The organism is Paraglaciecola mesophila KMM 241 (genome assembly GCF_000315015.1).
Classification (GTDB): Bacteria; Pseudomonadota; Gammaproteobacteria; order Enterobacterales; family Alteromonadaceae; genus Paraglaciecola; species Paraglaciecola mesophila.
Genome location: NZ_BAEP01000070.1, coordinates 58,118 through 84,050, shown reverse-complemented (window position 1 = coordinate 84,050; position 25,933 = coordinate 58,118). Strand labels below are relative to the sequence as shown.

The window sequence follows — 25,933 nt, the reverse complement described above, 5'->3', positions numbered from 1 at the left end:
GATATAGAGGAATATATGGAAATTATCAGAAGTAAAAAATTTACCGCATCACTTCCTTGGGGATCAATGAAAATAGCTAACATGAATGGGATAACCACTAAGCTGCACTGGGCAAACGAACCCTATCGCTGGCATGTTAATGAAGGTGAGGAAGTATTTGCCGTACTCGATGGCATGGTTGAAATGCAATATATGAAGGACGGCGTGGTGCACACCAGTTTGCTCAATCAAGGTGATATTTTTTATGCCAATGAAGGAACCGAGCACGTCGCCAGCCCTGTGGGAGAAGCACGTATTTTAGTGGTGGAAACGGAAGGTAGTATTTAAGATTACTGGAATAAAATGCAAAGCTAAGCCCAAGTCAAGGTGATGACTCGGGCAACTTAGTTATGCATAATTTTGTAAGAATGCAAACATGACTTTCAATGCAACTTCTATATCTGGAACCTCTATCGCTTCGCCAGGATGATGACTTAATCCTTTTTCGCAGCGCATAAACAGCATAGCAACGGGGCATATATCAGCCATGGCCATGGTGTCATGCCCCGCACCTGATGCGAGCGTAAAAGGCAGAACTTCACTGGATTTACACGCATTCAACAACTGTTGCTGCAAATGCTCGTCGCATTTTACCGCCGGCGCTTGGTGCGTTGGCGCGATATCCATTTTTACACGTCTTTTCTGTGCGATTAGGTTTAATTCATCAATGATGAGTTTTAAGGTTTCATCCCTTAGTGCGTCATCAATACTACGTATGTCTAAACTAAAAGTGGTCGCACCGGATATCACGTTAACCGCACCCGATAAACACTTTAAATGCCCCACAGTGGCTACTATGCCTTTTTCTGTGGCCAAACGCTCAATGGCTAAAATCATTTCACTGGCTGCAGCAAGTGCATCTTGGCGCATGGGCATGGGGACTGTTCCCGCGTGTCCTGCTAAGCCTTTTAGTGTAACAGAAAAACGTTTTGCTCCGGCAATACCATTGACCACTCCAACGGCTAAATCGTTGTCTTCTAGCACTGGTCCCTGTTCGATATGGAATTCGAAAAAGTCGCTGACATTGGAGTGGCTGCGGGAAGCGTTGTGCACTTCGGCAATGTCAAGCCCAGCATCGAGAAATGCTTGGGTCAAAGACACTCCATTTTCATCAGTCAAATCGTTCCATTTTTCTTGCCAAGTACCGGCCACCGCACAGCTACCTAACAAGGTTGCTCCAAATCGTGTGCCCTCTTCGTCACCAAACCCCACTAACTCTAGATGAAAAGGCAATTTGATATGATGATCGTGTAGGTAATGAATTAAGCTTAATGGCGCCAATACACCTAAGATCCCATCGTATTTTCCGCTATTGGGCACGGTATCTAAATGGCTACCAATGACTAACGTTTTGGCGTCAGGATGATTACTTGGATAACGACCCCATTGATTAGCGGCTGCATCTTGCCAGGTTTCCATGCCTGCTTGTTCCATCCATAAAGCCACTTGGCGGTTAGCCTGTAAATGCTCGGGCGTTAGGTACTGCCGGTCAATACAATCGGGATCTTGACTAATATGGGCGAGCACATCACAGCGCTCGTATGTTTGAATAGCGTAGGGGGCTAATGTGGTCATTAACCTTTCCCGCTGTACACAGAAAACGCGCTATCAATGGCTTGCCCGGCCTGCAGTTTATGGCCCGCTCTGCGAAGCAAGGTTTCAAGGGATTGCAATGTATGCAATACCGTATCCTGACGTGCGTTATAACCCATAGTGCCAATACGCCAAATTTTACCGTGTAGCGGTCCAAAGCTGGTGCCGATTTCAATGTTAAAATCGTGGAGTAATTGATGACGAATTTGTTCACCATCAACACCCTGTGGAATATATACCCCGACCACGTTGTTCATTTTGTGACGTAAGTCACCAAAAGGTGCTAGGTTCATTCCTTGAATACCGGCCAGCATGGCTTTGCCATGTAATTCATGACGGGCGATGGAGGCTTCAACGCCTTCTTCTAACAAATTAATCGCGCATTCGCGGGCACAATAAAGCATAGATGTTGCTTCGGTGTGATGGTTCAAGCGCTCTTCTCCCCAGTAATCAAGTATCATGGGAATATCAAAGTAATTCGAACGAATGCGGCTGCCATTGCCCGCATTGTGATGATCGGCTTTTATGCCTGCCTCAACGTGTTGTCGCCCGCGGACTAAGTCAACGTAGCGTTCGCTTAGTGTAATAGGCGCACTTCCGCTAGGGCCCCCTAAACATTTTTGTAAACCAACGGACACTGCATCTAATTGCCATTTATCGGTTTCGAAGGAGTTTCCACCAATGGACGCCGTGGCGTCCGAATAGAAAATAACATCATGACGACGGCAAATTTCACCTATGTGCTCTAGCGGCTGCAACATGGTAGTAGAGGTGTCACCTTGCACTAAAGCAAGGACTTTAGGCTGAACGCGCTTGATCGCTTCTTCAATTTGCTCAGGCTCGAATATTTCGCCCCATGTGGCTTCAATGCAGTGCACATCTGCGCCTGCTCTTTCGGCAATTTCTTTTAGCAAATGCCCGAAACGGCCAAAGATGGGTACCAGTACTTTATCTCCTGGTTCGATACACGACACCAAAACCGCTTCAATTCCAGCTCTGGAGGTACCGTCAATCAATAGCGTTGCCTGATTTTTAGTCATAAACACGTCTCGATATAAACTCATGACTTCGTTCATATAACCGGTCATAACTGGGTCGTACTGACCTATCAGTTGCGTAGACATGGCGCTCAACACCCGGGGATAACAGTTTATTGGTCCAGGGCCCATTAGCAGGCGAGGAGGGGGAGTAAGGTGTTTCACTATGCGTTGCGCTCCAAGGTAAACATTAAAAGATAAAACTAAAAACGGGGTACGCTCACATCGTTATATAAATAACTGTGCAAGCATACGTGTGCCAGTGATGAGCAACACCACGGCGAATATTTTTTTCAACATATTGGCATCGAGTTTAGACGCGATACCTGCACCGATAGGGGCACAAATAACGGTTAATGGCACAATGCAAGCAAAGCCAACAAGGTTGATGTAACCAAAAGTGCCAAGTGGTGCATCTTGCGGCGTTTGCCCGAAAATCAGTAAGTAAAGCGCAGCAGGAAACGAGATTATCAGGCCAATCGCCGCAGCTGTGCCTACAGCCTTGTGAGCAGGGTAGTTAAAGGCGGTTAAAATCGGCACGGACAACGTGCCGCCGCCGATGCCCACCATGGAGCTGAAAAAACCAATACAACCGGCAATAACAGATTGTCCCATTCGGCCAGGCAAACTCTCCGCCAGAGCTGATTTTCCTGTTCTGAACAACATGTTAAGTGCTGATAGGGTCGCTACGATCCCGAATAACGTTGTTAGGTATCGGCCATCTACTTTGGTCACAAGCCAACTGCCGATCAGTACTCCAACCAAAATCAATAGCCCCCATTGCTTAAGCAAGTCTGCATCTACATTGCCTTTTTTGCGATGTGAGCGAATCGAACTGATAGAGGTCGGAATAATGGTTGCTAAGGAGGTGCCTGTTGCAATATACATAGCACTTTCTGGGCTGACACCGAAGGACTGGAACAAGAAAAACAACACGGGTACGATCACTATTCCGCCGCCCACGCCAAGCAATCCTGCCAGTAAACCTGCAAAAATACCTGTGCCGATCAATGCGGCAATTGTCGGCAGGTTGTTCAACACTAATTCCATCATTTTATTATTCGTCTCTATAAAGTTGTAAAGTATGTTTTCAGTTATGCGCAAAGCGCTATTAATCTAAGGTGTGTGCTGCAAATGCATTTCCGTCACTGCGTGGGTCGGTGGCGGCTGTTACGGTATTGTCAGGTCGTTTAACAACCGCGCCAGCGTGACCCATTAACTCATTACATGAATCAACCAGCGCAATATCATGACCTTTTGCTGTCAGTTCGCTTTGAACGATCTCGGCTAAGTCTTGCTCAATTTTCAAATTGTGACTCTCATCCCCCCAGGTTCTACCTAGTAACCAGCGGCCTAAGCGGATAGAGTCAGGCAATGACTTTTGCTGATAAATATAGCGCGCGAACAAGGCGGCTTGTGTTTGTGGTTGGCCTTCGCCGCCCATGGTGCCATAGCTTAAACGTCGGCCGTCTTTTAGCTCAGCAAAGGCAGGGTTTAAGGTATGAAATGGTTTCATGCCTGGGGCCAGTTCTTGCAAGCTATCAGGGGTTAACGAGAATGATGTGCCGCGGTTATTCCACACAATGCCCGTTTGCGGCGAGACAACACCGCTACCGAATTCCCAATAAATACTTTGGATGTAACTGACCATTCGGCCTTCACCATCACACGCGCCCATCCATATTGTGTCTCCGGGTTTCGCTTGATGTGGCCAAGGTAAGGCATGTTCAAGGCTGATGTCAGCCCGCATACTATCTAGTGATTCTGGCGATAGCAGGCTTTGCAAATCGACGCTCAAGCGACTGACATCACCGACGAATTGATTGCGCTTGATAAAGGCTTGCTTTGTGCACTCCACTAACAAATGCACAAATTCAGCTTCTGTGGTGGCCATGTGTTGTACTTTATCGAATAAGGCCAATATTAATAACGAAGCAACGCCTTGAGTGGGGGCCGGTAAGTTGTATAAGGTGCCTACGGACGTGGTTACCGAGAGCGGCTCAACGATTTTTGCTTCATAAGCGTTAATATCTTCAAGGGTGATAGGGGAGCCGGCTGCGTGCAAATCGGCTGCTAACGCCTGAGCTATCTCGCCTTGGTAAAAATCCTGCAATCCATTTTCTGCTAATTTATTTAAGGTTTTTGCTATGGTTGGCAGTTTTAGGATCTTACCTTTTTTCAAACTCTTACCTTTGATCAAAAATTGTTCAAAGTGAGGAATGATTGATAAGTCCTCGAAGGTTTTTTCACTGGCATCTTGCAAACTTTGTGTTACTTCGATACCCCATTCAGCTTGGCCTATCGCAGGGGCGAGTAGTTCACTTAAGGGGAGAGGTGTTTGCCATGTTTTACTGATCTCCAATGCTTTATGCCAACCTGCAACAGCACCTGCCATGGACAATGCGGCTTTAGGACCTCTTGAAGGGATAGCAGTTTGTCCGGCGTAATAACTAAGGGTAGCGTTCTTACACGCCGTACCGCTGGCATCTATCGCTATAGGGGCTTTTCCAGGCTCACTGATTAACCAAAAACCGTCACCGCCCATGCTGTTCATGTGTGGATAGACCACTGAAATAGACGCGGCAGCAGCGACCATGGCTTCTATGGCGGTACCACCATGTTGCAAGACGTTTTGCCCTACTTGACTCGCTGCGTAATGTGGCGCTGTAAATGCGACAGGTTTTGATGTGTTACTCATTATTATTCATTCTCTAAAAGCATGCGTGCGATTTCGATTAATTGTTTGTCATGATTTTTTTGGCCAATTAATGAAAATCCCATAGGCGCATGGGGGTTAATGGCTAGCGGAATATGTAACTGAGGTAAACCACATAGACCTGCAATACAGGTAAGGTTCATCAGCTTATTCCGATAGGTTGCTAATTGTTCACTCGGCGTATTTATCAGTGGTGCGGCGCCGGGCGTTGTTGGTAAAAATATCACATCGCATTGGCTAAACAGATAATGGATGTGGGAAATAAATTCTTTTTGTTTTTTCTTTGCATTTTGCTGCTGCTTTTCGGTGATAGTGGCACACCATTCGAATCGCTCTTGTATATCAGGAGCAAAGGTAGGTTTTTGCTTTGTTATCCACTGTCCATGAGTTTGCCAGATTTCATAGCCTTGCAAGATACGAAAGGTTCCGCTGGCTTGTATCAATAAATCCGAAGATAAACCGGAGGATAGAATGCATTGGCGCTTAACCATTTTGTTGTACGCACTACTCAGTGCGTCAGAGTACTCACATTGGGCGGCTAACTCTTCAGCGAAGCCGATTTTTGCGTCTTTCACTGGGTAAGGTGTTTGTTCGTCGTCCTTGTTAAGCAATACCTGCGCGACCTTGTCTAAGGTCGATAAATCCCGGGTTATCCAACCCACAGTATCAAAACTCGGTGCAAGGCTGACCATATGCTCACAACTGATGCGCCCGTGCGTTGGGCGCAAACCAAACAAACCGTTATAGCTAGCCGGTACCCGTATAGAGCCACCGGTATCCGTGCCCAGACCTACTTGTGCGCTGCCTTCGCGCACTGCGACTGCCGATCCACTTGATGAGCCACCGGGCAGTCGTTCTGGTGCGGATATATTAAATGGTGTTCCGTAATGAATATTCTGGCCATTTAAGCTATACGCCAATTCGTCGGTGATGGTTTTACCGACTAAAGATGCACCGGCGTGTAAAAGTGCGTCAACTGCAGGTGACGTTTGCTCCGGTGTTGGGTGACTCGCTAACCAATCAGGATTCCCCGCGGTGGTGGGTATTCCCTTAATATGAAATAAGTCTTTAACCGCTAATGACACACCGTTAAGGGATGAGTCGCTGCTTTGCTTGTCTTGGTCTAGTTCTTGGTTTAGTCGTAATACGTATGGTGTCTTACTGATAAAATGCGTTGCAGCGTTACTCATATAAACTTAGAAAGTTGACCAAATGGTCCTATATGAAACAAATGTTTCATCAAATAGTCAAGAGAAACATGTCTAATATTTACTATATCGGAATCATTACCTGTTGCATAGAAAATAACCGCGACAAATCAGCGGCTAAAGAGTAATGAAGTGCTTCATATGTGAGCCACAAGCCTTGAAACCAAATAGGCGTGAATCATCGTTTGTTATGTTATGTATAGGGATCATAGTGCGTTTGGGCTGCTCGTAATGAAAGCGATCTACTCACAGCGATGAAAACACGGCGCAACCGCTGCCGTGCAGTGCATCGCGCCACACGAAAAAGGCCTCGTTAAATCTGAGCTGTTGCGTCAGTACGTTGATTAAGTCATCGATTTAGGGTCGAGTAATTTTTCTAGTTCCTCACGAGGAATGTCTGTCATCTGTGTGGCAATATCAATGACTCGGCGCTTTTCCTCATATGCCGCTTTGGCAATCAATGCGCCTTTTTCATAACCGACTCTACTGTTTAATGCTGTAACTAATATAGGGTTCATGCTAATTGATTCGGCCATACGATCACTGTTAGCCCTCATAGTGACAATCGCTTTATGGGTGAGGGCGTTAATGCCGTTACTTAATATAGAAATGCTGGTTAACAAGTTGTACCCAACAAGAGGTAGCATGGTATTTAGTTGGAAATTACCCGACTGGCCAGCAATCGTAATGCTTTGGTGATACCCCATGACTTGTGCGCACACCATAGCTAAAGCTTCAGGGATCACGGGGTTCACTTTCCCAGGCATAATGCTACTTCCGGCTTGCAGTTTATCTAGCGCTATTTCCCCGAGCCCAGTCAGTGGACCACTGTTCATCCACCTAAGGTCGTTGCATATTTTCATCAGACTTACTGCCAGCGTATTGAGATGTCCACTTACTTCAACCGCTGTGTCTTGACTGCTAATGGCAGCAAAATAATTATCCGCTGGCATAAAACGCAGTCCGGTTAATTGATTTAAATGGCGACACGCAGTAGCGGCAAAATCTGGGTGGGTATTGATCCCCGTGCCGACTGCAGTGCCTCCTAATGCCAGAGTGGAAATGCGCGGTAATACTTCAATTAAACGGCTAATCGATTGTTGAATTTGCTTGCTCCAACCACTCAATTCCTGGCCCAGCGTAATCGGCATAGCATCCATTAAATGGGTGCGCCCGGTTTTCACCGTATCTCGATACAAAATACTTTTGGCATCAATGGCTGACTTTAAACTTTGCAACGCCGGTATTAAGTGCTGGCTTAGGGCTAATGTTGCACTTAAATGAATAGCGCTAGGAATAACATCGTTTGAACTTTGCCCCATATTAACGTGATCGTTAGGGTGTACTTGCCTACCAAGTTTTCGTTCGGCTAAGGTCGCAATAACTTCGTTGGCATTCATATTGGTGCTGGTGCCAGATCCTGTTTGATACACATCCACCATAAACGCGTTATCGTGATCGCCTTGTGCGACTTCCATAGCAGCGCGCTGTATGTCGATGGCTATTTCACTGTCTAAACCAGCTACTTCAGCATTGGCATTTGCTGCGCTTGCTTTTAGTAAGGCTAAGGCATGGATAAACTCACTTGGCATAGGCGTGCCGCTAATTTTGAAATTATCTAACGCGAGGGCCGTTTGCTCTTTGTATAGCGTTTCGGGTGCTGCAGAGTCGCAAGGCGTGGCCTTCGATAATGGACTCTGCGAAGATAGATGATCTGGAGATGAATTGGCGTTCTTGTCAAGTGGGCTTTGCATAGGTGTTCCTTACAGTACTGTAGGGGAATAAATATTAACTACAATAGAGCTTGGTGTGAATAGATGGTTTTCAAGGGACCAACTGCTTATTTACTCCATTGTGAGACTAGATGCTACGCTCACAAGCAGCCAATCACACAGTCTTTAGCGCTTTTCTAGTTCGTCTAATTCTTCATACAAAGTAGATATTTCACTGATGCGGCGATCAGCGGTTTTATCAAGCAGGGTGAAAACTTGATTGCAGATAATTGATATCACACTCATGGGCGCTGCATAGCTATCTAAGGCTTGCTCTTGCCCTAGTTGACAGATAATCAACTGCTTCACTTGATCGGCATAAATTTGCCCCGATGGGTCGGCTAATAAGGCTACGTTGTGATGTTGAATTTTATCCAGTAACGGTTTAAATATTTTAGGTCGGCGGCGAAACCCAACCAGAATAACCAGTTCGTCTTCGCTAATATCTCGTAATTCTTCGCTTAGAGTTTGCCCTGGTTGGGGTAATAAGCGTACTTTGCTACGGATTTGCAGCAATTGCTGCCTAAAATGCAGTGCGACTGGGTAGCTATTGCGAAACCCAATGAGGGTAATTCGTGACGCTTGGCAGATAGATTGAATAAGGTCATTTAATTGAGCCTGATCTAGATTGCTCCACGTCTGCTCTATGCGCTGGATCTCACGATTAAGGGCTCCCCCTTGATCAGACTCCATGTACATGGGGTAACCATTGGCGCGAAACGTGTTCAGCTCTTGTTTGGCGTCATGATGTGAGTCATAGCCTAATTGGCGAAAAAAACGGCTTACCGTGGCTTTAGACGTTTGTGTCTTTTCGGCGATTTGCGCCACAGAACAACTAACAACATCTAACGGAGTATGCTGTAAATGATCAGCAATTAATCGGGCATTTGGAGAGAGGCTTTGATACTGCTGCTCGATGCGCTCAATGAAGGGTATTTTTGCCAAAATGTCGTGTTCATCATGATAAGTGGCTGTATAGCTTATACCAATTTGTTGTTATAAAGGAACCACTGCTCCAGTTGGTTGCGCATATTTGGGTGTATTTGACTGCAAGTCGATCGTCAAGTCGATAATACGCAGCTACGCTAATTACGCGAACATAGCGCTTGGAAAGCCTTAAGGTTAAAATAGACCATTGCATTAATCCAGATACACTTAACAGAGAGCGTTCCTAGTGTTTGAAAGAGGATCTCAATATAGTCCTACGGTGACAGCTGAGGGTTGGCCAAAAATCGTTATTTTAACAGGTGCAGGCATTTCAGCGGAATCAGGTTTAAAGACGTTTCGCGATAATAATGGATTGTGGGAAGAGCATTCAGTACATGATGTTGCAACGCCGGAAGCCTTTGCTCGAAACCCTGAGTTGGTCTATCGATTTTACAACCAGCGCAGAGCGCAATTGCAAAGTGACGCTGTAAAGCCCAATGCAGCACATATTGCACTTGCTCAATTAGAATCTGTGTTACATGGTCAAGTATTGGTGATAACCCAGAACGTTGATGACTTGCATGAGCGGGCAGGGAGTAAAAATGTATTGCACATGCACGGTGAGTTACTATCTGCTCGCTGCTGCCATAGTCAACGCCGCTTTTCGATGAAAAACCAGTTTGATGGCGACAGCCGATGTGAATGCTGCACACCAAGCCAAAAAATTAGGCCGGATATTGTCTGGTTTGGTGAAATGCCCTTTTATATGCAGGAGATAGAGCGTTCAGTGCAAGAAGCTGACGTGTTTATATCCATCGGTACGTCAGGCAATGTGTATCCTGCAGCAGGTTTAGTACAAATAGCGAATGAGTATGGAGCACATACTGTTGAGCTTAACTTAGAGCCAAGTCAGGGGAATAATGATTTCTTAGAGACTTACTACGGTTTAGCCAGTGATGTGGTACCTAACTACATAAAACATTATATTAAGGGTAATTAAATGGAGTTGAGTCTTTATTGGGGCGAGTTCTTAACCATCGCCGGGGTACACTTGTTGGCAGTGGCAAGCCCAGGCCCAGACTTCGCAATTGTGCTCAAGCATAGCATCACTTATGGTCGGCGCATCGCGATGATCACCAGTGTGGGTGTCGGCGCCGCGATACTCTTGCATGTGACTTATTCTTTACTGGGTATTGGCCTGCTGCTTAAAACGAACCCCTTGGTATACACCATATTTAGTTATTTGGCGGCGGCTTATCTAGTGTATATCGCGATAGGCGCACTTAAAAGTAAGGCGCCAGATACCACAGCCCCGGTGTCAACAAACGGGATACAAATCAGCATTAGTGACAAAAAAGCATTTGCTGTGGGCTTTTTAACGAACGGATTGAATCCTAAGGCAACCTTGTTCTTTTTATCGGTATTTGCCGTTGCCGTATCAGCCGAAACTCCAAGCAGTATCAAACTGGTTTATGGATTATATCTTGCTGTAGCAACAGGCGTATGGTTTTGCTTCTTGTCATATTTACTTAGCACGCGAAAGGTCCGAGCCTTTATTCGCCAATATAGCCATTGGTTTGACCGCGTCATGGGGGGAGTACTTTTGCTGCTGGCAGCAAAATTAGTCATGACGTGAGCTTGATGAGCGCGTTAGCGTTCGTCGTTAACGCGTTTATTTTCGCAACATTTCTGCATTTCAGATAAAATCATTAGGTCGTAAGAGCAAAAGGTAATTTGGTGGAACAAAACAATAAAAACACACTGGGCGGTGACATCAATCAATCGTTGTCTGGCGATACGCAGCTTGACCTCAATGCGTGCGTCAAAGAAGGCTGGTTACTGTCAAAACGGCACTTTTATCGTATTTTGCAAGGGGCGCTGTTCACCTTTGGCATGATTCTATTACTGCTGATGCTGATAGGTCGATTCGTTAGCATTGAAGAATTACAGTCCCCATCAGTGTCACTGAGTTTCGGCCTAAACTTGCTTTTTACACTCATTACCACGCCGCTTATCACTGCGCTAATGATGATGGGGATTGGCCATAGCGTTGGTCTACAAGTGGCCTTTATGAGCTTGGTAAAGCGAATGGCTGGATCGGCTATGTTGATTTTCTGTGCTTTGATGCTAGGTGCATTAGTTAATTTAGGATTGGGTTTATATATTTTGCCTGGGATATATCTAGCTATGTCTACTGGATTTACCTTAGTTCTTTTAGTTGAGAAGAAATACCGACCTAGCCAAGCCATATTGGCATCAATGCGCGTGTTTAATCGCTATTGGTTGCCTTTAAGCCAGTTTTATATCGTTTCTTTTGTCCTCTTTATTGCAGGCCTGTTTACATTTGGTATTGCACTTATTTGGATTGTACCTTGGTACCTTCATACTAAAGGTGTGTTGTACCGTACTTTGTTTGGTGTTGAAGTCAGTGGTCAACCTTCTAATCAAACAGACAATAAAGACTCAATTTTTTATGCATAACATCAATAAAACGTATCAAAAGCTTCGATATTTTGCAGTCGCATGTGGCTTGTTCGCCATTATGTATATTGCCGACGATTACTTTAAAAGCCAATTACCTGATACCGCACTGCAACTCAGTGACGATGAGATGCGTATTTTAATTGATGATATTGGCCGGCAGTCTAAGGCGTCTCCTCATTCACTTGAGGCCAAAAAGATCCCGAACTTCAAAAATTATGATGATGTCATTGAGAAGAAGCGTGCATTTTTCGCCTATTTATTACCTGAAATACAACATCAAAATACGGTAACATTGATCAAGCGCCGGGCGGTTAAAAGCATCGCCCAACAACTTGAAGCGCATCATAACTTAAGCCCCTTTACCGTTAAATTGCTGAAAAATATGCGCCGCGAGTACAAGATTGACAAGGGCTTAACAGATCTTCAAGCGACGGCAGTGCTGCTGCACCGGGTGGATATGATCCCGCCTGAGTTGGTGCTCATTCAAGCGGCTAACGAATCAGGGTGGGGCACGTCTCGCTTTGCCAGAAAGGGTTATAACTTCTTTGGTTTGTGGTGTTTTAAAGAAGGTTGTGGTTTTGTTCCTAGGCGCAGAAACGAAGGTACTGTGCACGAAGTGGCTAAATTTAAGGATCTTTCCCACGCAGTTAAAACCTATATCAGAAACTTAAATCGCCATTATGCTTATAAGGAACTACGGGATATTCGCGCTGACCTTCGCGCCCAAGATAAGCCAATTACCGCTAACGCTTTAGTGCATGGCTTGCAAAGCTATTCAGAGCGCGGGCAAGATTATATCGATGAATTATTAAGCATGATGAGAGTCAATAAAGAGCACATGAATTTATGAAAAAGTGGTTATTAGCCGCTTGGGTAATACCAAGCTGCTTCGCAGTAGCGCAACATAGTCCCGAGCAATCATCAACCGCCAAAACGCCTACGTTAAATGTTGAGTACAGCAGTTTTTATAGTCATGTGCGTAAGTTGGATGACAATGATACCAGTGCTTTACAATTTGCGTTTGGCTTTAAGCACGTGCAAAGTAAGGCGCTTTGTCATATTACTCAGGCGTATATTCACACTCAAAAGCAGGATATTCCACTAACGGTTACAAACGAACAACGCTTTACTGTACCCAGCGAGAAAGCCTTGAATATGGCTAAAGCCCAAGTGGCGTTAACGTTGTCTGAGCCTGCGAATCAATGTGATATGTCAGTGCAGCTTGAAACCAAGCCAGAGTGGTTAAAAAAACAATATACTGCAGATGAATTAGCAATCTTGTTCACTCAATACCAAACTTTCTTTGATGACATGGGCAGTTTTCTGTCGTTTCTGATGCCCTCTGTCGATGGGCTAGTCGTGCACTTCTCTGACCTTTCACTCAACAAAACGCTTGCGGGCGGTGCTGTAATCCATAATGGCAGCTTGCACCTTTCTAAGGACTGGCTGAGTGAAAAACATGGCTTGGAATTACCGGTGTTACCGTTACGCATAACCGCCAAGACCGTTAAGTAAGCTGGATTCTATATTAAACATCTGTTTTATTAAGGCTAGTGAAGATGCCAGCCTTATAAGCGGATTATCTCTGATGTCGTGGAGCAAAACAGTATACCAAAGTATTCAGTCGAGACTACTGAAAACGGCTCATTAGTGGTGTGGTTGCTGAACTAGTCTAAACGTAATTGATAGCGAATTTGGTCAGCAATACGCTTTACACTGTTTCGACCTTCTTCAATCAGTTCTCCGGCCCGGTAAAACTCCATCATGCCAAAATCACGTAGTTGGGGCTCTATCAGAATGTCAGGGGGATTACCGGCTAAACGTGAACGAGTGACACGTGCTTGTAATATGTCTAAAGAGCCTGCCATCACACCTATCATGCTGGGGGGATGATTTTTAGCCGCACGGGGTCGAGCTGTTTCACTGTGCAGCTCCACATCATCTTGATCATCAGGTTTGCCATCTTCATCAATTTCTTTGCTGTCTTTGCCTTTCTTATCGCTTTTGAACCATTTTGACAGTGGGTTTTGACTTTTACTGAACATGTCTGAGATTTTTTGTTGGTTGCGCTCACGTTCTTTTTCGTTGTTATCCATGGTTTGCGGTCGAAAATCAGCACTGAGGTTAACGGCAAAAACAATATCTGCACCTAAATGACGACATAAGTTTACGGGGACGGGGTTAACTACACCACCGTCGACTAGCCAGCGGTCGTTAAAGGTAGTAGGGGGGAATAAGCCTGGAATAGCACAAGATGCGCGCACAGCATCAACCACTGAGCCAGTTAAAAAATTGATTTCTCGGCCGCTGTATAAATCTGTTGCCACGCAAGCAAACGGTTTACATAGCTCTTCAAACGTTTCTTCACTGAAGTTATCTTGCAATGCTTTGAAAACTTTCAAGCCGCTAACTAAACCTCCGCGGTACAAGCCGACACCCATTAAAGCAAACACTTGCCATTCGGTTAAACTGCGAACCCACTCTTCCAGTGGGTCTAATTTATTCGATGAATAGGCTGCACCAACGTAAGCACCAATTGAGCAACCGGCAACCACATCAATTTTTATTCCTAGCTCTTCAAGTGCTTGGATTACACCTATGTGTGCCCAACCACGAGCGGCTCCACTACCAAGGGCAATTCCTATCTTCAATGTATGGCTCCTAATCTATTCGTGTAATGGGGACTGCTAAGGTATCCACTTTTGTGACGGGCGTTAGTTCAAGGGGATCAAACGCGGTATCGCCTTCAATGCTTGCGCTGTTGTTGTGATTAAGATCATTGAAATTAAACGCACTAGGGTCTGCTAAATGTGACGGCACGACATTCTGCAGTGCTTTGAACATGGTCTCGATACGACCAGGAAATTGAGTATTCCATTGCTCTAACATTAATTTGACCTGCTTACGTTGCAAGTTTTCCTGAGAGCCACATAGGTTACAGGGGATGATAGGAAAGCCTGTCAAATTTGAATAATCCGCAATATCTTGTTCAGCGCAGTAGGCAAGAGGGCGGATCACCACATTACGGCCATCATCACTGGTTAACTTGGGTGGCATAGACTTTAAACGTCCATTATGAAACATGTTTAAGAATAATGTTTCGAGCATATCATCCCGGTGGTGACCCAAAGCGATTTTTGTGACGCCCATTTTAATCGCGTTGGAATACAAAATTCCGCGACGTAAACGCGAGCAAAGCGAGCATGTCGTTTTTCCTTCAGGCACCTTATCTACAACGATTGAGTATGTATCTTCTTCAATAATGGCGAAATCTACGCCTAAATTCTTAAGGTAATTGGGTAAAATGTGCTCGGGAAAGCCAGGTTGTTTCTGATCTAGGTTTACAGCAATAATCGAAAAGCTAATCGGTGCAGCCTTTTGCATATGTAACAACATGTCGAGCATGGTGTAACTGTCTTTCCCCCCCGATAAACACACCATGACTTTGTCGCCTTCTTCAATCATATTAAAGTCAGCGATGGCTTGACCGGTTTTACGACGAAGTTTTGTTGTGAGTTTTTTTAGGCGCTTGTTGTTTTGGTCTGTCGCATCATTATGTGATGGGTTGAGGCGCTCACTTGGTGCGGTGTCAGGTTTGGTACTAGAAACATGGTTCATGAATTAGGCAACTGTTGGATAATAAAAAGAAAATACCAGAGGATTATAGCGAAGTTATTGATTTAATTTAAGCGACATTCGCTTGCCACAGTACAAAGGTACTTACTGTATCCTCGAGTCACTGTATTAAGAGTGCTATGCCAGATGAGCACTTTTTCTGAAGAGGTTACATCGCTTTGGTAGATATCGAAAATCTTAGTTTCATTTTATCTGAGCGAAACGTAGATTGACCATTTTAGCCGGAGGGGCACCAGGCAGTAATTGCTAGTTGTCTGGGCAAAGCACGCTTTACCTTAAGCACAAACAGTCTACTTATTACATTGTAATGCTAAGCCACCCTCGCGGCGGTCTATGAAAGTGGACTATTGCTCATTACTCTTTTCAAGAGCAGTCCACTGGGGACTCGTAGCCGTCAGGCTTGATGGCCAGTACGTCACAATTTAGTTTATCAATGACATGCTCCGCGGTATTACCGATCAATACCCCTGAAATACCTTGACGGCCAACAGTGCCAAGGATCACAAGCTCAGCATCAATTTTTTCAGCAAGGGCAGGGATAACGTCCTCTGGTAAACCTTCTTCGATATGACTGCATGCTTCAGGGATATCGTGCTTTTGCGCGTGTCGCGTCATGGCACCTTGATGGTGGTCTTTTACTGAGTCACTGTAGACTTGTGGGTCAAACTCAGGAATTTCGATGGCAATATTAACTGGCGTGCCGGGATAGGCATTAACTAAATGTACTTCTGCTGAGAGTAATCCTGCAAACGCTTTGGCGGTTCGGGTTACGCAGTCGTTGAGGGCAGTGTGGTCGTCATCTTCAACACCTACGCTAACAGCCGCTAGTACTTTGCCCCCCGTGGGCCAATCATGATCTTTAACCAATAAAACCGGCACAGGGCTTTTTCGCATAATGTGCCAATCTGTGGGGGTGAAAATAACTGCTTTAAGGGTGTCATTGAGTTGCGTGCCTTTCACAATCAGGTCGTAGTCATGCTTGATAACACGGCAAATGATGCTTTCCCACGCACGATTATGCCACTCTACGTTTAAATCAATTTTAACGCCGTGTTGTTTCTCAATCGGCGCTACCATTTCAGCGAGCCAAGCGCTCTTGTCTTCAATCACAGCGAAACGCATATTTTCACGCTCGTCAGTGGACAACATGGTGGTCATTTCGTATGACAAGTCATAAATGGGTAAAAACGCAGTGATTTTGGCGTGGGTTATTTGTGCGATTTCGATGGCACGCAAAAGCGATTTTTGCTCTTCGTCTTCAGGATCGATAACTGCGAGTATTTTTTGATATTTCATCATTATTCTCCGTCGCTGATGTGACACTTTGAGTGTATGAGAGTAACGTTATAATTGCCATTTAAGTTACTATTTTACTGATTTAACGCAAGTTATTTTAATTAAAGGTGAAGTGTTGGTTAGAAACAACAATGGAAAACGTGAACGGCTATCGGCGTTAACGGTTTAGGCATAAGCTTGCCAAAGCATATATAGCCCGAATACCAGCAAGCACATTGCCACCACTTGACGGGTTTTAGGGGCAGCTAAAACCTGTTTAATGGATTCTACGCCCGCCGCCATAATCACCAAAGCCGGTAAGGTACCCAAACCGAAGAACAGCATGACTAAGGCGCCATTGATAGAGTTACCACTGGCTAGACTCCAAGTCAGTGTCGAGTAGACTAAACCGCAGGGAAGCCAACCCCAAATAATGCCATAGGGCAAAGCATAGAGCGGGTTTTTAAAGGGCAATAATGATTTGGAAAGTGGACGAATATGAACCCAAAGTTTTGCACCAACCCTTTCTACATAATGCAAACCGCGCCACCAGTTTCCCACATAACAGGCCATGGCAATAAGAAATAAGGCACTTATAGTGTGTAGCAGTGGTATGGCTTTTAATATTTCAGCTCGCTCAACAATACTGCCTAAATAACCTGTCAGAGCCCCTAAAGCGGTATAACTAGCGATACGCCCAATATTGTAAGTTAGAACATAAGGCCACTGTTTTGCGCCTTTTGGCACAGCAAAGCTGAACGCGCTGACAACGCCACCGCACATACCAAAGCAATGCACACTGCCAGCTAATCCGATTAAAAAGGCTGAAGCAATACTAAGGCTGTTCATTGCCACTCTGGTTTTCTTTGCCTTGGGAGTGGCTCTTTTGCTCAGTGGCGTCCTGTGGTTGGCTCGTCTGGGGATTTTTCGTTGACTCAGGTTTTATATCATCGTCAAAAAGTATGCTGTAGCCATGGCGCTCTAAATCTTCAAACTGGTTACTTTTGACTGCCCAGAAAAAAATCCCGATGGCCAGAGCGACAATGATAATAGCAAGCGGGATTAGGATATAAATGATACTCATGATGAAGCCTTAGGTGTTTATTTAAGTAACCGCACGGAATTAACCACAACAATAATGGAACTAAGGGACATACCAATGACTGCCATCCAAGGCGTTAGAACTCCGCTCATTGCTAAGGGCAGTACCAGCATATTGTACCCTAAGGCCCATGCCATATTTTGTCTGATTTTTTGTTTGCAGCGCTGGGCCACAATGAATACATCGGGCAGCTTACCTAACGCATTTTTAAGCAAAATAATATCTGCCGATGATTTTGCTAAATCAGCTCCGGCACCTAAGGTGACAGCCACATCAGCTTGGGCCAATACTGGAGCATCGTTTATACCGTCCCCAATCATCAACACGCTATGCTCGTTTGCTTGTAATTTTTGAACGTAAGCTAGTTTATCTTGTGGTGTTTGTTGAGCCAGCCAATTAGAAATGCCGATATCTGATGCGATTTGACTTACATTTTTTTGATTGTCGCCGCTTAATAACGTGATGTCCTTGCGGCTCATTCGCAACAGCATATCTGGAACATCTGGCCTTAATGTGTCGCTTAACGCAAATCCGCATACTAGCTCACCGTCGATATGCATGAGCACACTGCTGCTTTTTAATGCCGGCTCATTAGGCAGGTCACGGCTATGCGCTGCACTTATTTCTACGTGTTTGTGATTAACTTTAGCACTCACACCTTCACCCAACGTAAAGCAGAACGCCTCCACACCAGAAAAAACCGGATATGCTTCAAACGCTTTAGCAATAGGATGCTCAGAATATTGCTCTACACTGTGAGCGTACGTAAGAAGTGTTTCGTCATCGAATGAAGAGATATTATGTATGGCCGCTAGTGACACTTCGCCTTCGGTTAAGGTGCCGGTTTTATCTAATACAATGTGATCAACCTGCGTCAGTTGTTCCAATACATCGGAGCGCTTCAGCAGCACCCCTTGTTTGTTCAAATTTGCCATCGCAAATGACAATGCCGAGGGCGTTGCTAGGCCAAGTGCACAGGGGCAGGTAGCAATAAGTACAGAAATAGCAATCCAAAATGCATTTGGATTACCTTGTAACCACCAATAAATAAAACTGCCAAATGCAAAAAACAGCACTGCGACGACAAAATACTGGGAAAATTGGTCTGCCATTGTGGCAATTCTTGGTTTATTGGCCATGGCTTGCTCTTGCAAACGAGCAATCTGATTGACCAGCGCATATTTAAATTGTGAGGTGACTTTTAAGGTCAAGGTGCCGCTTTTGTTGATGGTGCCGCCGTAAGCTGCATCGCCAACAGTTTTATTGACCGGGTAGAATTCCCCCGTCAGCAGTGATTCATCAACTTGCGCATGCCCGCTTAGCACAGTGCCATCGATAGGCACGGTTTCGCCAGCCTTAACTAAAATAATATCGTCGAGCTGTAGTGATTTTGCAAGCGTTGGCTGCATTTCATTTTCTACCATCAAATTTGCAGTGAGAGGTATGTATTGCAGCATATTCGCCGAAATTTGTGCTGCTTTATGCCGCGCCTGATGCTCAATAAAACGACTCACGAGTAACAGGAAGATAAACATACAAACAGACTCAAAATACACCTGGCCCTGTTCGAATACCGTCGCCCACACGCCAGAAAAATAGGTGGCGAGAAGCGCTATTGATACGGGTACATCCATGTTTACACTTTTGGCCCTAAGGGCTTTAAAGGCGCTTTGATAAAACCCTGCGCCCGAGTAAAACACCACTGGCGTGCTCAACACCAAGCTGACCCAATTGAAAAATGAGCTTGTCTCTCTCTCTAGATCGCCAAATAAATCAAAGTACACGCCTATTGCAAGCATCATGACTTGCATTGTCATGAGTCCCGCAAGTCCGATACGCTTCAATTGGGCTTTATGAGACTGTTGAAATAGGGCTTCATGCTGCTCTTGTTGAAAGGGACTAGGGTGATAACCAATGCGTTCTATGGATGCCATGATCTGGCTTAAGCTTAATGCGTCAGAATACCAACTGATTAATGCACGGTTCGCTGTGACGTTAACAGAGACTTGTTTAATGCCGCTGACTTTTGATAACTGCTTTTCAATTAACCAACCACATGCCGCACAGCTGATCCCACTCAAGCTAAGTTGAATTTCGCTGATATCACCTTGATGAACAACAAAATCTTGTTGAATACTCTGTTCGTCGAATATGGATAATTGGTCGAGCGTGTCTTGAATATTATCACTGGCTTTTACCCCAGGCTCGGTACGAAATCGGTAATAATCGTCCAAGCCATTCTCTACGATGGCTTGAGCGACGGCTTGGCATCCAGGGCAACACATTTGTCGCTCTTGGCCTAAAATGGAGGCGTTATATTTATCGCCATCCACCGCAGGTAGCCCGCAGTGGTAACAAGATACGCTGTCAGTCATTAGGGATTAAAAGCTATGCTGTCGTTACTTGGAAAAGAAAGTGTTTGTTGAACCTTCCACACCTGGTCGTGTGGCAGCAATGCTACTTGCCATTTACCGGTCAAGTCGTTTTCAGCACTACCACGATAAATGCCTTGAGCATCGCGAAACAAATCAATAGTTTGATCTTTAGGAGCCTGCGTAACGTGATAAAAGGCTAAACGCAAAGCTGCACCGGTTTGGGGAGCACCGCTGATGAAACGTAAACTGACATCTTTTTCAGTGACGTTAAGCTCGGTTTGAATGTTAAGTGCTCTTGCGGCTTGAATTTTCTCAAGGCTAATATTGATTGCTTTGCCTTGCTTATAATAATCATCGACTACCATGGCGTCTTGTCCGTCAAACGCGAAGCGCAGCATATTGAAACTTAAAATCATGGAGCACACTGGAATAGTAATAAGAAACCATGGCCAGAACTGTTTATACCATTTTTTCTTATCTGTAATGGACGGCTCAGAAGTAGGGGACATAACAACCTTAAATAAATAATGTATATAAAAAAGCCTCGCACAGGCGAGGCTTATTCTAACCGAAAACGGTGCTATTTATCTTGCGATAAACTGTAAACATATGCTGCAACCAAGTGAATTTTCTCATCGCCCAAGGTTTTCTTGAATGATGGCATTACACCGTTACGACCATAGGTTAAGGTTTCCGTTACCGCTTTGTGGCTGCCGCCATATAACCAAATATTATCGGTTAAGTTCGGCGCGCCAAGTGCTTGATTACCTTTACCGTCAGGACCATGACAGGCTGAACAAATAGCAAAACGAACTTTACCTTTTTCAGCTAAGTCTGGGTCGACCTGACGACCGCTTAGGCTTAATGCATAAGCAGCAACTTCTTCAATGCCTTTTTCACCCATAGACGCTAGTTGTGCTGGCATGGCTGCTTGGCGGCCCAAGGTTAAAGTTTCAATAATTTTGGCTGGCGTGCCGCCATATAACCAATCGTGATCCGTTAGGTTAGGGAATCCGCGCTGACCGCGAGCATCAGAACCGTGGCACTGTGAACAGTTTTGGCTAAATAAGCGCTGACCCACTTTTAACGCTTCAGGATCTTTCGCTAACGTTTCGATAGGTTGCTTTGCATACGCATCAAAAATAGGCGCAAAACGCTCTTCGGCAAAATCTAATTCGCGGTCGTATTGAACGATGTCGCCATTCTCTTTTGCATCAATGCGAGCTTGCTCAGATTCCGCCAATGAGCGTATATCTTGGTTAGAACTCTTCCAACCTAGCACACCTTCAAAGCTACCTAGCCCAGGGTAAAGTATGAAGTACAAGAAACCCCAAACGATGGTGGCGTAAAACATAATTGTCCACCAGCGAGGCAATTGGTTGTTGATTTCGATGATGCCATCAAATTCATGATGCATATCTTCGCCTTCAGCAACGCCAGTTTTATTGCTTAAACACCAACGCAATAATAAAAAACATCCAATAATTGTTCCCAGTGTAATAACTGTGATCCAAATGCTCCAAAAGCTACTCATGTGTGCCTGACTCCCGCTTTTCTTTTTTGTCCTCATCAGCAAAAATCAAATTGGCGGCTTCGTCGAAGCCGGCCTTAGAACGTTTGCTGTAGGCCCAAATAACAATACCTATAAATACAACGAATACGATTAGGGTAAATATGGTTCCTGTAATTGCGTAATCCATATTACTTCAACGCAGTTCCAAGAGACTGTAGATATGCAACCAACGCATCAATCTCATATTTACCTTCAACCGCAGCTTTCGCTCCTGCAATGTCTTCGTCGGTGTAAGGCACACCAAAGTCACGAAATACGGCTAGTTTTTTCGCGGTTAAATCGCCAGTTAGTTGATTTTCAAATAACCAAGGAAAACCAGGCATATTCGATTCAGGTACTACGTCACGTGGGTTTCTTAAATGAACACGGTGCCATTCATCACTGTAGCGACCACCCACACGGGCCAAGTCAGGTCCTGTGCGTTTTGAGCCCCATAGGAATGGGTGTTCCCAAACTGACTCACCGGCAACTGAGTAGTGGCCGTAGCGTTCAGTTTCAGCACGAAATGGACGGATCATCTGGCTATGACAACCAACACATCCTTCACGAATGTAAATGTCACGACCTTCCATTTCTAGGGCAGTGTATGGCTCAAGGCCATCCACTGGTTTCATTGTTTGTTGTTGAAACATCAACGGGGTAATTTCAACCATGGCGCCGAAGCTGATGGCGACCAAAATTAAGATTGTTAATAAACCAACGTTCTTTTCTACTATCTCGTGTGCATTCTTCATCTATGCGACTCCTACGCTGGTTGAACTTCGGCGTCTGAACGAGCAGTCTCGTTTTCAGACTTAGAACGGATGGTCATGTAGCAGTTGTAAGCCATAATCAGCATACCAACGACAACAAACACACCGCCTAGGAAGCGTACAAAGTAGAAAGGTTTAGACGCTTCAAGCGCTTCAACGAAACTATAGGTAAGCGTGCCATCAGCATTCACCGCGCGCCACATTAAGCCTTGCAATACACCTGACATCCACATAGCAACTATGTACAACACCACTCCGATTGTCGCTAACCAGAAGTGAACGTTGATAAGATAGATGCTGTGCATTTTAGGTTTATTAAATAGCACAGGAATAAGGTGGTAAATAGAGCCGATAGACACCATAGCTACCCAACCTAATGCACCTGAGTGAACATGGCCTATGGTCCAGTCAGTGTAGTGAGACAGCGCATTCACGGTTTTGATTGCCATCATTGGGCCTTCAAACGTAGACATCCCGTAGAATGACAATGAAACCACTAAGAAGCGTAAGATCGGATCGGTGCGTAGTTTATGCCAAGCACCTGATAGAGTCATAATACCGTTTATCATGCCGCCCCATGAAGGAACGAACAGGATAATTGACATCACCATACCTACAGATTGGGTCCAATCTGGCAAGGCAGTATAATGAAGGTGATGAGGACCTGCCCAAATGTACAGTGAAATCAAAGCCCAGAAGTGAACTACTGATAAACGATAAGAGTACACCGGACGCCCAGCTTGCTTAGGTACGAAGTAGTACATCATCCCTAAGAAACCGGCTGTTAAGAAGAAACCAACAGCGTTGTGTCCGTACCACCACTGCATGATGGCATCTACTGCACCAGCATACATTGAATAAGATTTAAACAACGAAACGGGCACAGCCATGCTGTTACCTACGTGAAGTACAAGCACGGTAAGGATAAATGCACCGAAGAACCAGTTGGCTACATATATATGAGAAACTTTTCGGATAATCATCGTTCCGAAAAAGTTAATCATGTATGCAGACCACACTAAGGCGATGAGGATATCGATAGGCCATTCTAATTCAGCGTATTCTTTAGTTGAGGTCAAACCCATAGGTAGGGTGATTACCGCCGAAAGAATAACCGCTTGCCATCCCCAAAAGGTGAATGCTGCGAGCTTGTCACTGAATATACGTACCTGAGAGGTACGCTGAACCACATAAAATGAGGTTGCCATCAATGCACACCCACCAAACGCGAAAATAACGGCGTTGGTATGTAAAGGCCTTAAACGTGAAAACGTCAACCAAGGTGTGTCGAAATTAAGGGCTGGCCAATATAACTGGGCCGCAATAAACACGCCTAACGACATGCCAATAATGCCCCAGACGACCGTCATAACTGCAAACTGACGAACAACTTTATAATTGTAGTCAGGGTGTACTTGAATCGCTTCACTCATTTTAATGAATCTTCCACTTCAATAAGGATGTATGTGTGTCTCGTGTGTGTTCTAGCGCATGTTCGTTTTGTGTATAAGTACATTATTTAGGGTAAGCAATACCCATACACAAAATTAGCATACTAAAAACCCGCGTATAATAATCAAAATGAGCCCAAAAAGATAGGCTCAAACGTACTTGTAAGCCGTGTTTCTATATTGCAAACTTGATACAAATCAAGTTATTAAAATAGTTGCTCGTGAATCGTATAATTATTACTCGTTTTTGGCCTTTTGCATTAATTTTACTCATTATTTGTATTGTATACGTTAATTCAATCTTTAATGTGAGTGCGCAAAAGGGGGCTCAGTGTCAGTTAATCGACACAAACAAGTGCCAAGTGGAATTAAATGGCGTGCAATTTTCTGGGCGTTTTTTACAGAATGCTGAAGTAGAAGAGGAACTGAGTATCGAATTGGTCTACCCAAGCCAATACGATTTGCAGCAGAGTTACGTGCAAGGTGTGAATATGTATATGGGCCAGACTGCTTTAATGAATACCCGTGTAGCGACCATAGACAATAAAACCATCTCAGAAAATCTATTGTTTCTAGGGGCATGCAGTGAACGGGACATGCGCTGGCAACTAGTATTACTTTTTGTCAATTCAGCCACGGGGGATGAGAAACGAGTGTTCTTTAACTTTGAAACACATTATTGAGCGGACAATTGATAATGTCGAAGGCCATTCCTTAGACGGTTTATGCAAGATTGAAGGGTTAGACTTAGGGTAATGAACCGAGTATTGGTTGAACATTTCAGAATAAAAAAATGCCTAGACAGTGACTGACCAGGCATTGATGACATAATTATTTTGCTGCTGTAGCTTACATTTGAGACTGTAAGTAATTAGACAGACCAATACGCTTAATTAAACCAAGTTGTTGCTCTAGCCAATGGGCATGATCCATTTCAGTATCATCGAGTAAAACCATCAACATGTCCCGAGTGACATAATCTTGTTCTGTTTCTGCCAGAGCGATGACTTCTTTTAGTTTGTCACCTACGGCATATTCGACACGCAAGTCACTTTCTAGCATCGAAGGAACATCTGTACCAATCACTAAACCGTCGCGATCAACCATGTTCGGCGTGCCTTCAAGAAACAAAATACGCTCTATCAATTTAGTTGCATGGCCTTTTTCATCATCAAACTCATGATTGATGCGTTCATACAATTTGTTTAAGCCCCAGTCTAAGTACATTTGAGAATGTACAAAGTACTGATCCATCGCGGCTAATTCGTAAGCGAGTAGGGCGTTAAGGCCTGAAATAACGTTAATTTTACCTTTCATTAGTCTTCCCCTTCAGTCACTTGAGCTTGAAGATAGTTTTGCAAACCCATGTGTTGTATTTGATATTCTTGCGTCTCAATCCAATCTAGATGATCTTCTTCGTACTCTAGAATATCTTCTAATAGTTCGCGCGACACATAATCCTGCTCCTGCTCACATAAACTAATGGCGTCTTTGAGCACAGGGATCTGGTGTTTTTGAAACGTTGCATCGCATTGCAACATTTCTTCGGTATCTTCACCGATCAATAACTTGCCTAACATTTGCAAGTTGGGTAAGCCTTGTAAGAATAATACGCGCTCGATGATCGCATCCGCTTGTTTCATATCCTTAATGGACTTTTTATAACATTTTTTATCTAGCGCACTTAAGCCCCAGTTTTTATACATTCGAGCATGCAGAAAATACTGGTTAATTGACGTTAGCTCGCCAGTTAACACATCGTTTAATGCAGAAACAACTTTTTTGCTGCGCAACATAATTTCACCTATTGAATAGTGCGATAAGGTGCAAAGCCGCCCTATCTGTAACCGAATGCGCGGAGTATAGAATACAATTGTAAGTAAATCAAAAAACCTTTTTATTTCATATAGATAGATAATGGAAATGAGAATAATTGATGATTGTATCTTGATTCTTAACCACACAGAAAACGTGGCTAAAATGATACAGTCGA

General features: G+C 44.5%; 27 protein-coding genes. 7 read left to right on the top strand and 20 right to left on the bottom strand.

The annotated features are described in order from the left end of the window. Positions 1-15 precede the first annotated feature (15 nt). Positions 16-327 (top strand): cupin domain-containing protein, encoded by a 312-nt coding sequence (locus tag GMES_RS16785; RefSeq protein WP_006993949.1) that lies wholly within the window; start codon positions 16-18, stop codon positions 325-327. Positions 328-387: 60 nt separating this feature from the next. Here GMES_RS16785 and GMES_RS16780 read toward each other — a convergent pair whose 3' ends face one another. The 7 genes from GMES_RS16780 to GMES_RS16750 all read right to left on the bottom strand — a co-directional run bounded on the left by GMES_RS16780 (position 388) and on the right by GMES_RS16750 (position 9,310). After that, complete coding sequence (locus tag GMES_RS16780; RefSeq protein ID WP_006993948.1) at positions 388-1,614, bottom strand: allantoate amidohydrolase; 1,227 nt, start codon at positions 1,612-1,614, stop codon at positions 388-390. Continuing rightward, positions 1,614-2,801, bottom strand: coding sequence for a (S)-ureidoglycine--glyoxylate transaminase (locus tag GMES_RS16775; RefSeq protein ID WP_193362998.1), 1,188 nt, complete (start codon positions 2,799-2,801; stop codon positions 1,614-1,616). The genes GMES_RS16780 and GMES_RS16775 overlap by 1 nt, the downstream gene beginning before the upstream one ends. Before the next feature lie 96 nt (positions 2,802-2,897). Beyond that, positions 2,898-3,719 (bottom strand): sulfite exporter TauE/SafE family protein, encoded by an 822-nt coding sequence (locus tag GMES_RS16770; RefSeq protein ID WP_006993946.1) that lies wholly within the window; start codon positions 3,717-3,719, stop codon positions 2,898-2,900. Positions 3,720-3,780: 61 nt separating this feature from the next. Beyond that, entirely contained in the window at positions 3,781-5,367 is a 1,587-nt protein-coding gene (locus GMES_RS16765) for a gamma-glutamyltransferase family protein (protein ID WP_006993945.1), read from the bottom strand. Positions 5,368-5,369: 2 nt separating this feature from the next. Beyond that, entirely contained in the window at positions 5,370-6,575 is a 1,206-nt protein-coding gene (locus GMES_RS16760; RefSeq protein ID WP_006993944.1) for an amidase, read from the bottom strand. A gap of 362 nt (positions 6,576-6,937) precedes the next feature. Next, on the bottom strand, positions 6,938-8,347 hold the full coding sequence (locus GMES_RS16755) for a class II fumarate hydratase (protein ID WP_006993943.1): 1,410 nt from the start codon (positions 8,345-8,347) through the stop codon (positions 6,938-6,940). A 144-nt stretch (positions 8,348-8,491) separates the two neighbouring features. Further along, positions 8,492-9,310, bottom strand: a complete 819-nt coding sequence (locus GMES_RS16750) for a MurR/RpiR family transcriptional regulator (RefSeq protein WP_006993942.1) — start codon at positions 9,308-9,310, stop codon at positions 8,492-8,494. 229 nt (positions 9,311-9,539) lie between these two features. Between GMES_RS16750 and cobB the strand changes: the two genes are divergently transcribed. The 5 genes from cobB to GMES_RS16725 all read left to right on the top strand — a co-directional run bounded on the left by cobB (position 9,540) and on the right by GMES_RS16725 (position 13,291). After that, the gene (gene cobB / locus GMES_RS16745; RefSeq protein WP_153811085.1) at positions 9,540-10,292 is read left to right on the top strand and encodes a Sir2 family NAD+-dependent deacetylase; all 753 of its coding nucleotides are present in this window, start codon (positions 9,540-9,542) and stop codon (positions 10,290-10,292) included. After that, positions 10,293-10,928 carry a LysE family translocator gene (locus GMES_RS16740; RefSeq protein WP_006993940.1) on the top strand — a complete coding sequence of 212 codons (636 nt, stop codon included), beginning with the start codon at positions 10,293-10,295 and terminating at the stop codon, positions 10,926-10,928. Positions 10,929-11,029: 101 nt separating this feature from the next. Then, positions 11,030-11,773, top strand: coding sequence for a hypothetical protein (locus GMES_RS16735; protein ID WP_006993939.1), 744 nt, complete (start codon positions 11,030-11,032; stop codon positions 11,771-11,773). Beyond that, a complete protein-coding gene (locus tag GMES_RS16730) occupies positions 11,766-12,626 on the top strand; it encodes a glucosaminidase domain-containing protein (protein ID WP_006993938.1) in 861 nt (286 codons plus the stop codon). Before GMES_RS16735 ends, GMES_RS16730 begins: the two co-directional genes overlap by 8 nt. After that, entirely contained in the window at positions 12,623-13,291 is a 669-nt protein-coding gene (locus GMES_RS16725) for a DUF2987 domain-containing protein (protein ID WP_006993937.1), read from the top strand. Before GMES_RS16730 ends, GMES_RS16725 begins: the two co-directional genes overlap by 4 nt. Before the next feature lie 152 nt (positions 13,292-13,443). Here GMES_RS16725 and GMES_RS16720 read toward each other — a convergent pair whose 3' ends face one another. From GMES_RS16720 to ccoN, 11 genes are all read right to left on the bottom strand, one after another. Beyond that, the gene (locus GMES_RS16720; protein ID WP_006993936.1) at positions 13,444-14,427 is read right to left on the bottom strand and encodes a patatin-like phospholipase family protein; all 984 of its coding nucleotides are present in this window, start codon (positions 14,425-14,427) and stop codon (positions 13,444-13,446) included. A gap of 10 nt (positions 14,428-14,437) precedes the next feature. Then, positions 14,438-15,394 carry a tRNA 2-thiocytidine(32) synthetase TtcA gene (gene ttcA, locus GMES_RS16715; protein WP_006993935.1) on the bottom strand — a complete coding sequence of 319 codons (957 nt, stop codon included), beginning with the start codon at positions 15,392-15,394 and terminating at the stop codon, positions 14,438-14,440. Positions 15,395-15,775: 381 nt separating this feature from the next. Continuing rightward, on the bottom strand, positions 15,776-16,711 hold the full coding sequence (gene uspE, locus GMES_RS16710) for a universal stress protein UspE (protein WP_006993934.1): 936 nt from the start codon (positions 16,709-16,711) through the stop codon (positions 15,776-15,778). A 162-nt stretch (positions 16,712-16,873) separates the two neighbouring features. Beyond that, positions 16,874-17,536, bottom strand: a complete 663-nt coding sequence (locus tag GMES_RS16705; RefSeq protein ID WP_006993933.1) for a sulfite exporter TauE/SafE family protein — start codon at positions 17,534-17,536, stop codon at positions 16,874-16,876. Further along, a complete protein-coding gene (gene ccoS, locus GMES_RS16700; RefSeq protein ID WP_006993932.1) occupies positions 17,523-17,771 on the bottom strand; it encodes a cbb3-type cytochrome oxidase assembly protein CcoS in 249 nt (82 codons plus the stop codon). Before ccoS ends, GMES_RS16705 begins: the two co-directional genes overlap by 14 nt. A gap of 17 nt (positions 17,772-17,788) precedes the next feature. Beyond that, entirely contained in the window at positions 17,789-20,164 is a 2,376-nt protein-coding gene (locus GMES_RS16695) for a heavy metal translocating P-type ATPase (RefSeq protein ID WP_006993931.1), read from the bottom strand. Then, positions 20,164-20,673 (bottom strand): FixH family protein, encoded by a 510-nt coding sequence (locus tag GMES_RS16690; RefSeq protein WP_006993930.1) that lies wholly within the window; start codon positions 20,671-20,673, stop codon positions 20,164-20,166. Before GMES_RS16690 ends, GMES_RS16695 begins: the two co-directional genes overlap by 1 nt. Before the next feature lie 71 nt (positions 20,674-20,744). Next, positions 20,745-21,698: a cytochrome-c oxidase, cbb3-type subunit III gene (ccoP, locus tag GMES_RS16685; RefSeq protein WP_006993929.1), complete on the bottom strand. Its 954-nt coding sequence runs from the start codon at positions 21,696-21,698 to the stop codon at positions 20,745-20,747. Continuing rightward, positions 21,691-21,864 carry a CcoQ/FixQ family Cbb3-type cytochrome c oxidase assembly chaperone gene (locus tag GMES_RS16680; protein WP_006993928.1) on the bottom strand — a complete coding sequence of 58 codons (174 nt, stop codon included), beginning with the start codon at positions 21,862-21,864 and terminating at the stop codon, positions 21,691-21,693. Before GMES_RS16680 ends, ccoP begins: the two co-directional genes overlap by 8 nt. A 1-nt stretch (position 21,865) precedes the next feature. Next, positions 21,866-22,471, bottom strand: a complete 606-nt coding sequence (gene ccoO, locus GMES_RS16675) for a cytochrome-c oxidase, cbb3-type subunit II (RefSeq protein WP_006993927.1) — start codon at positions 22,469-22,471, stop codon at positions 21,866-21,868. 11 nt (positions 22,472-22,482) lie between these two features. Beyond that, entirely contained in the window at positions 22,483-23,922 is a 1,440-nt protein-coding gene (gene ccoN, locus GMES_RS16670; protein WP_006993926.1) for a cytochrome-c oxidase, cbb3-type subunit I, read from the bottom strand. Between the two features lie 239 nt (positions 23,923-24,161). Between ccoN and GMES_RS16665 the strand changes: the two genes are divergently transcribed. Beyond that, positions 24,162-24,623: a hypothetical protein gene (locus GMES_RS16665; protein WP_226990322.1), complete on the top strand. Its 462-nt coding sequence runs from the start codon at positions 24,162-24,164 to the stop codon at positions 24,621-24,623. A gap of 166 nt (positions 24,624-24,789) precedes the next feature. Here GMES_RS16665 and bfr (GMES_RS16660) read toward each other — a convergent pair whose 3' ends face one another. Beyond that, the gene (bfr, locus tag GMES_RS16660) at positions 24,790-25,257 is read right to left on the bottom strand and encodes a bacterioferritin (RefSeq protein WP_006993924.1); all 468 of its coding nucleotides are present in this window, start codon (positions 25,255-25,257) and stop codon (positions 24,790-24,792) included. Beyond that, the gene (gene bfr / locus GMES_RS16655) at positions 25,257-25,736 is read right to left on the bottom strand and encodes a bacterioferritin (RefSeq protein WP_006993923.1); all 480 of its coding nucleotides are present in this window, start codon (positions 25,734-25,736) and stop codon (positions 25,257-25,259) included. The genes bfr (GMES_RS16660) and bfr (GMES_RS16655) overlap by 1 nt, the downstream gene beginning before the upstream one ends. Positions 25,737-25,933 lie beyond the last annotated feature (197 nt).

Coding starts and splice junctions, on each gene's coding strand:
- GMES_RS16785 (WP_006993949.1), top strand. CDS start 16: ATGGAAATTATCAGAAGTAAAAAATTTACCGCATCACTTCCTTGGGGA.
- GMES_RS16780 (WP_006993948.1), bottom strand. CDS start 1,614: ATGACCACATTAGCCCCCTACGCTATTCAAACATACGAGCGCTGTGAT.
- GMES_RS16775 (WP_193362998.1), bottom strand. CDS start 2,801: ATGGGCCCTGGACCAATAAACTGTTATCCCCGGGTGTTGAGCGCCATG.
- GMES_RS16770 (WP_006993946.1), bottom strand. CDS start 3,719: ATGGAATTAGTGTTGAACAACCTGCCGACAATTGCCGCATTGATCGGC.
- GMES_RS16765 (WP_006993945.1), bottom strand. CDS start 5,367: ATGAGTAACACATCAAAACCTGTCGCATTTACAGCGCCACATTACGCA.
- GMES_RS16760 (WP_006993944.1), bottom strand. CDS start 6,575: ATGAGTAACGCTGCAACGCATTTTATCAGTAAGACACCATACGTATTA.
- GMES_RS16755 (WP_006993943.1), bottom strand. CDS start 8,347: ATGCAAAGCCCACTTGACAAGAACGCCAATTCATCTCCAGATCATCTA.
- GMES_RS16740 (WP_006993940.1), top strand. CDS start 10,293: ATGGAGTTGAGTCTTTATTGGGGCGAGTTCTTAACCATCGCCGGGGTA.
- GMES_RS16730 (WP_006993938.1), top strand. CDS start 11,766: ATGCATAACATCAATAAAACGTATCAAAAGCTTCGATATTTTGCAGTC.
- GMES_RS16725 (WP_006993937.1), top strand. CDS start 12,623: ATGAAAAAGTGGTTATTAGCCGCTTGGGTAATACCAAGCTGCTTCGCA.
- ttcA (WP_006993935.1), bottom strand. CDS start 15,394: ATGAACCATGTTTCTAGTACCAAACCTGACACCGCACCAAGTGAGCGC.
- uspE (WP_006993934.1), bottom strand. CDS start 16,711: ATGATGAAATATCAAAAAATACTCGCAGTTATCGATCCTGAAGACGAA.
- GMES_RS16705 (WP_006993933.1), bottom strand. CDS start 17,536: ATGAACAGCCTTAGTATTGCTTCAGCCTTTTTAATCGGATTAGCTGGC.
- ccoS (WP_006993932.1), bottom strand. CDS start 17,771: ATGAGTATCATTTATATCCTAATCCCGCTTGCTATTATCATTGTCGCT.
- GMES_RS16695 (WP_006993931.1), bottom strand. CDS start 20,164: ATGACTGACAGCGTATCTTGTTACCACTGCGGGCTACCTGCGGTGGAT.
- GMES_RS16690 (WP_006993930.1), bottom strand. CDS start 20,673: ATGTCCCCTACTTCTGAGCCGTCCATTACAGATAAGAAAAAATGGTAT.
- ccoP (WP_006993929.1), bottom strand. CDS start 21,698: ATGAGTAGCTTTTGGAGCATTTGGATCACAGTTATTACACTGGGAACA.
- GMES_RS16680 (WP_006993928.1), bottom strand. CDS start 21,864: ATGGATTACGCAATTACAGGAACCATATTTACCCTAATCGTATTCGTT.
- ccoO (WP_006993927.1), bottom strand. CDS start 22,471: ATGAAGAATGCACACGAGATAGTAGAAAAGAACGTTGGTTTATTAACA.
- ccoN (WP_006993926.1), bottom strand. CDS start 23,922: ATGAGTGAAGCGATTCAAGTACACCCTGACTACAATTATAAAGTTGTT.
- bfr (WP_006993924.1), bottom strand. CDS start 25,257: ATGAAAGGTAAAATTAACGTTATTTCAGGCCTTAACGCCCTACTCGCT.
- bfr (WP_006993923.1), bottom strand. CDS start 25,736: ATGTTGCGCAGCAAAAAAGTTGTTTCTGCATTAAACGATGTGTTAACT.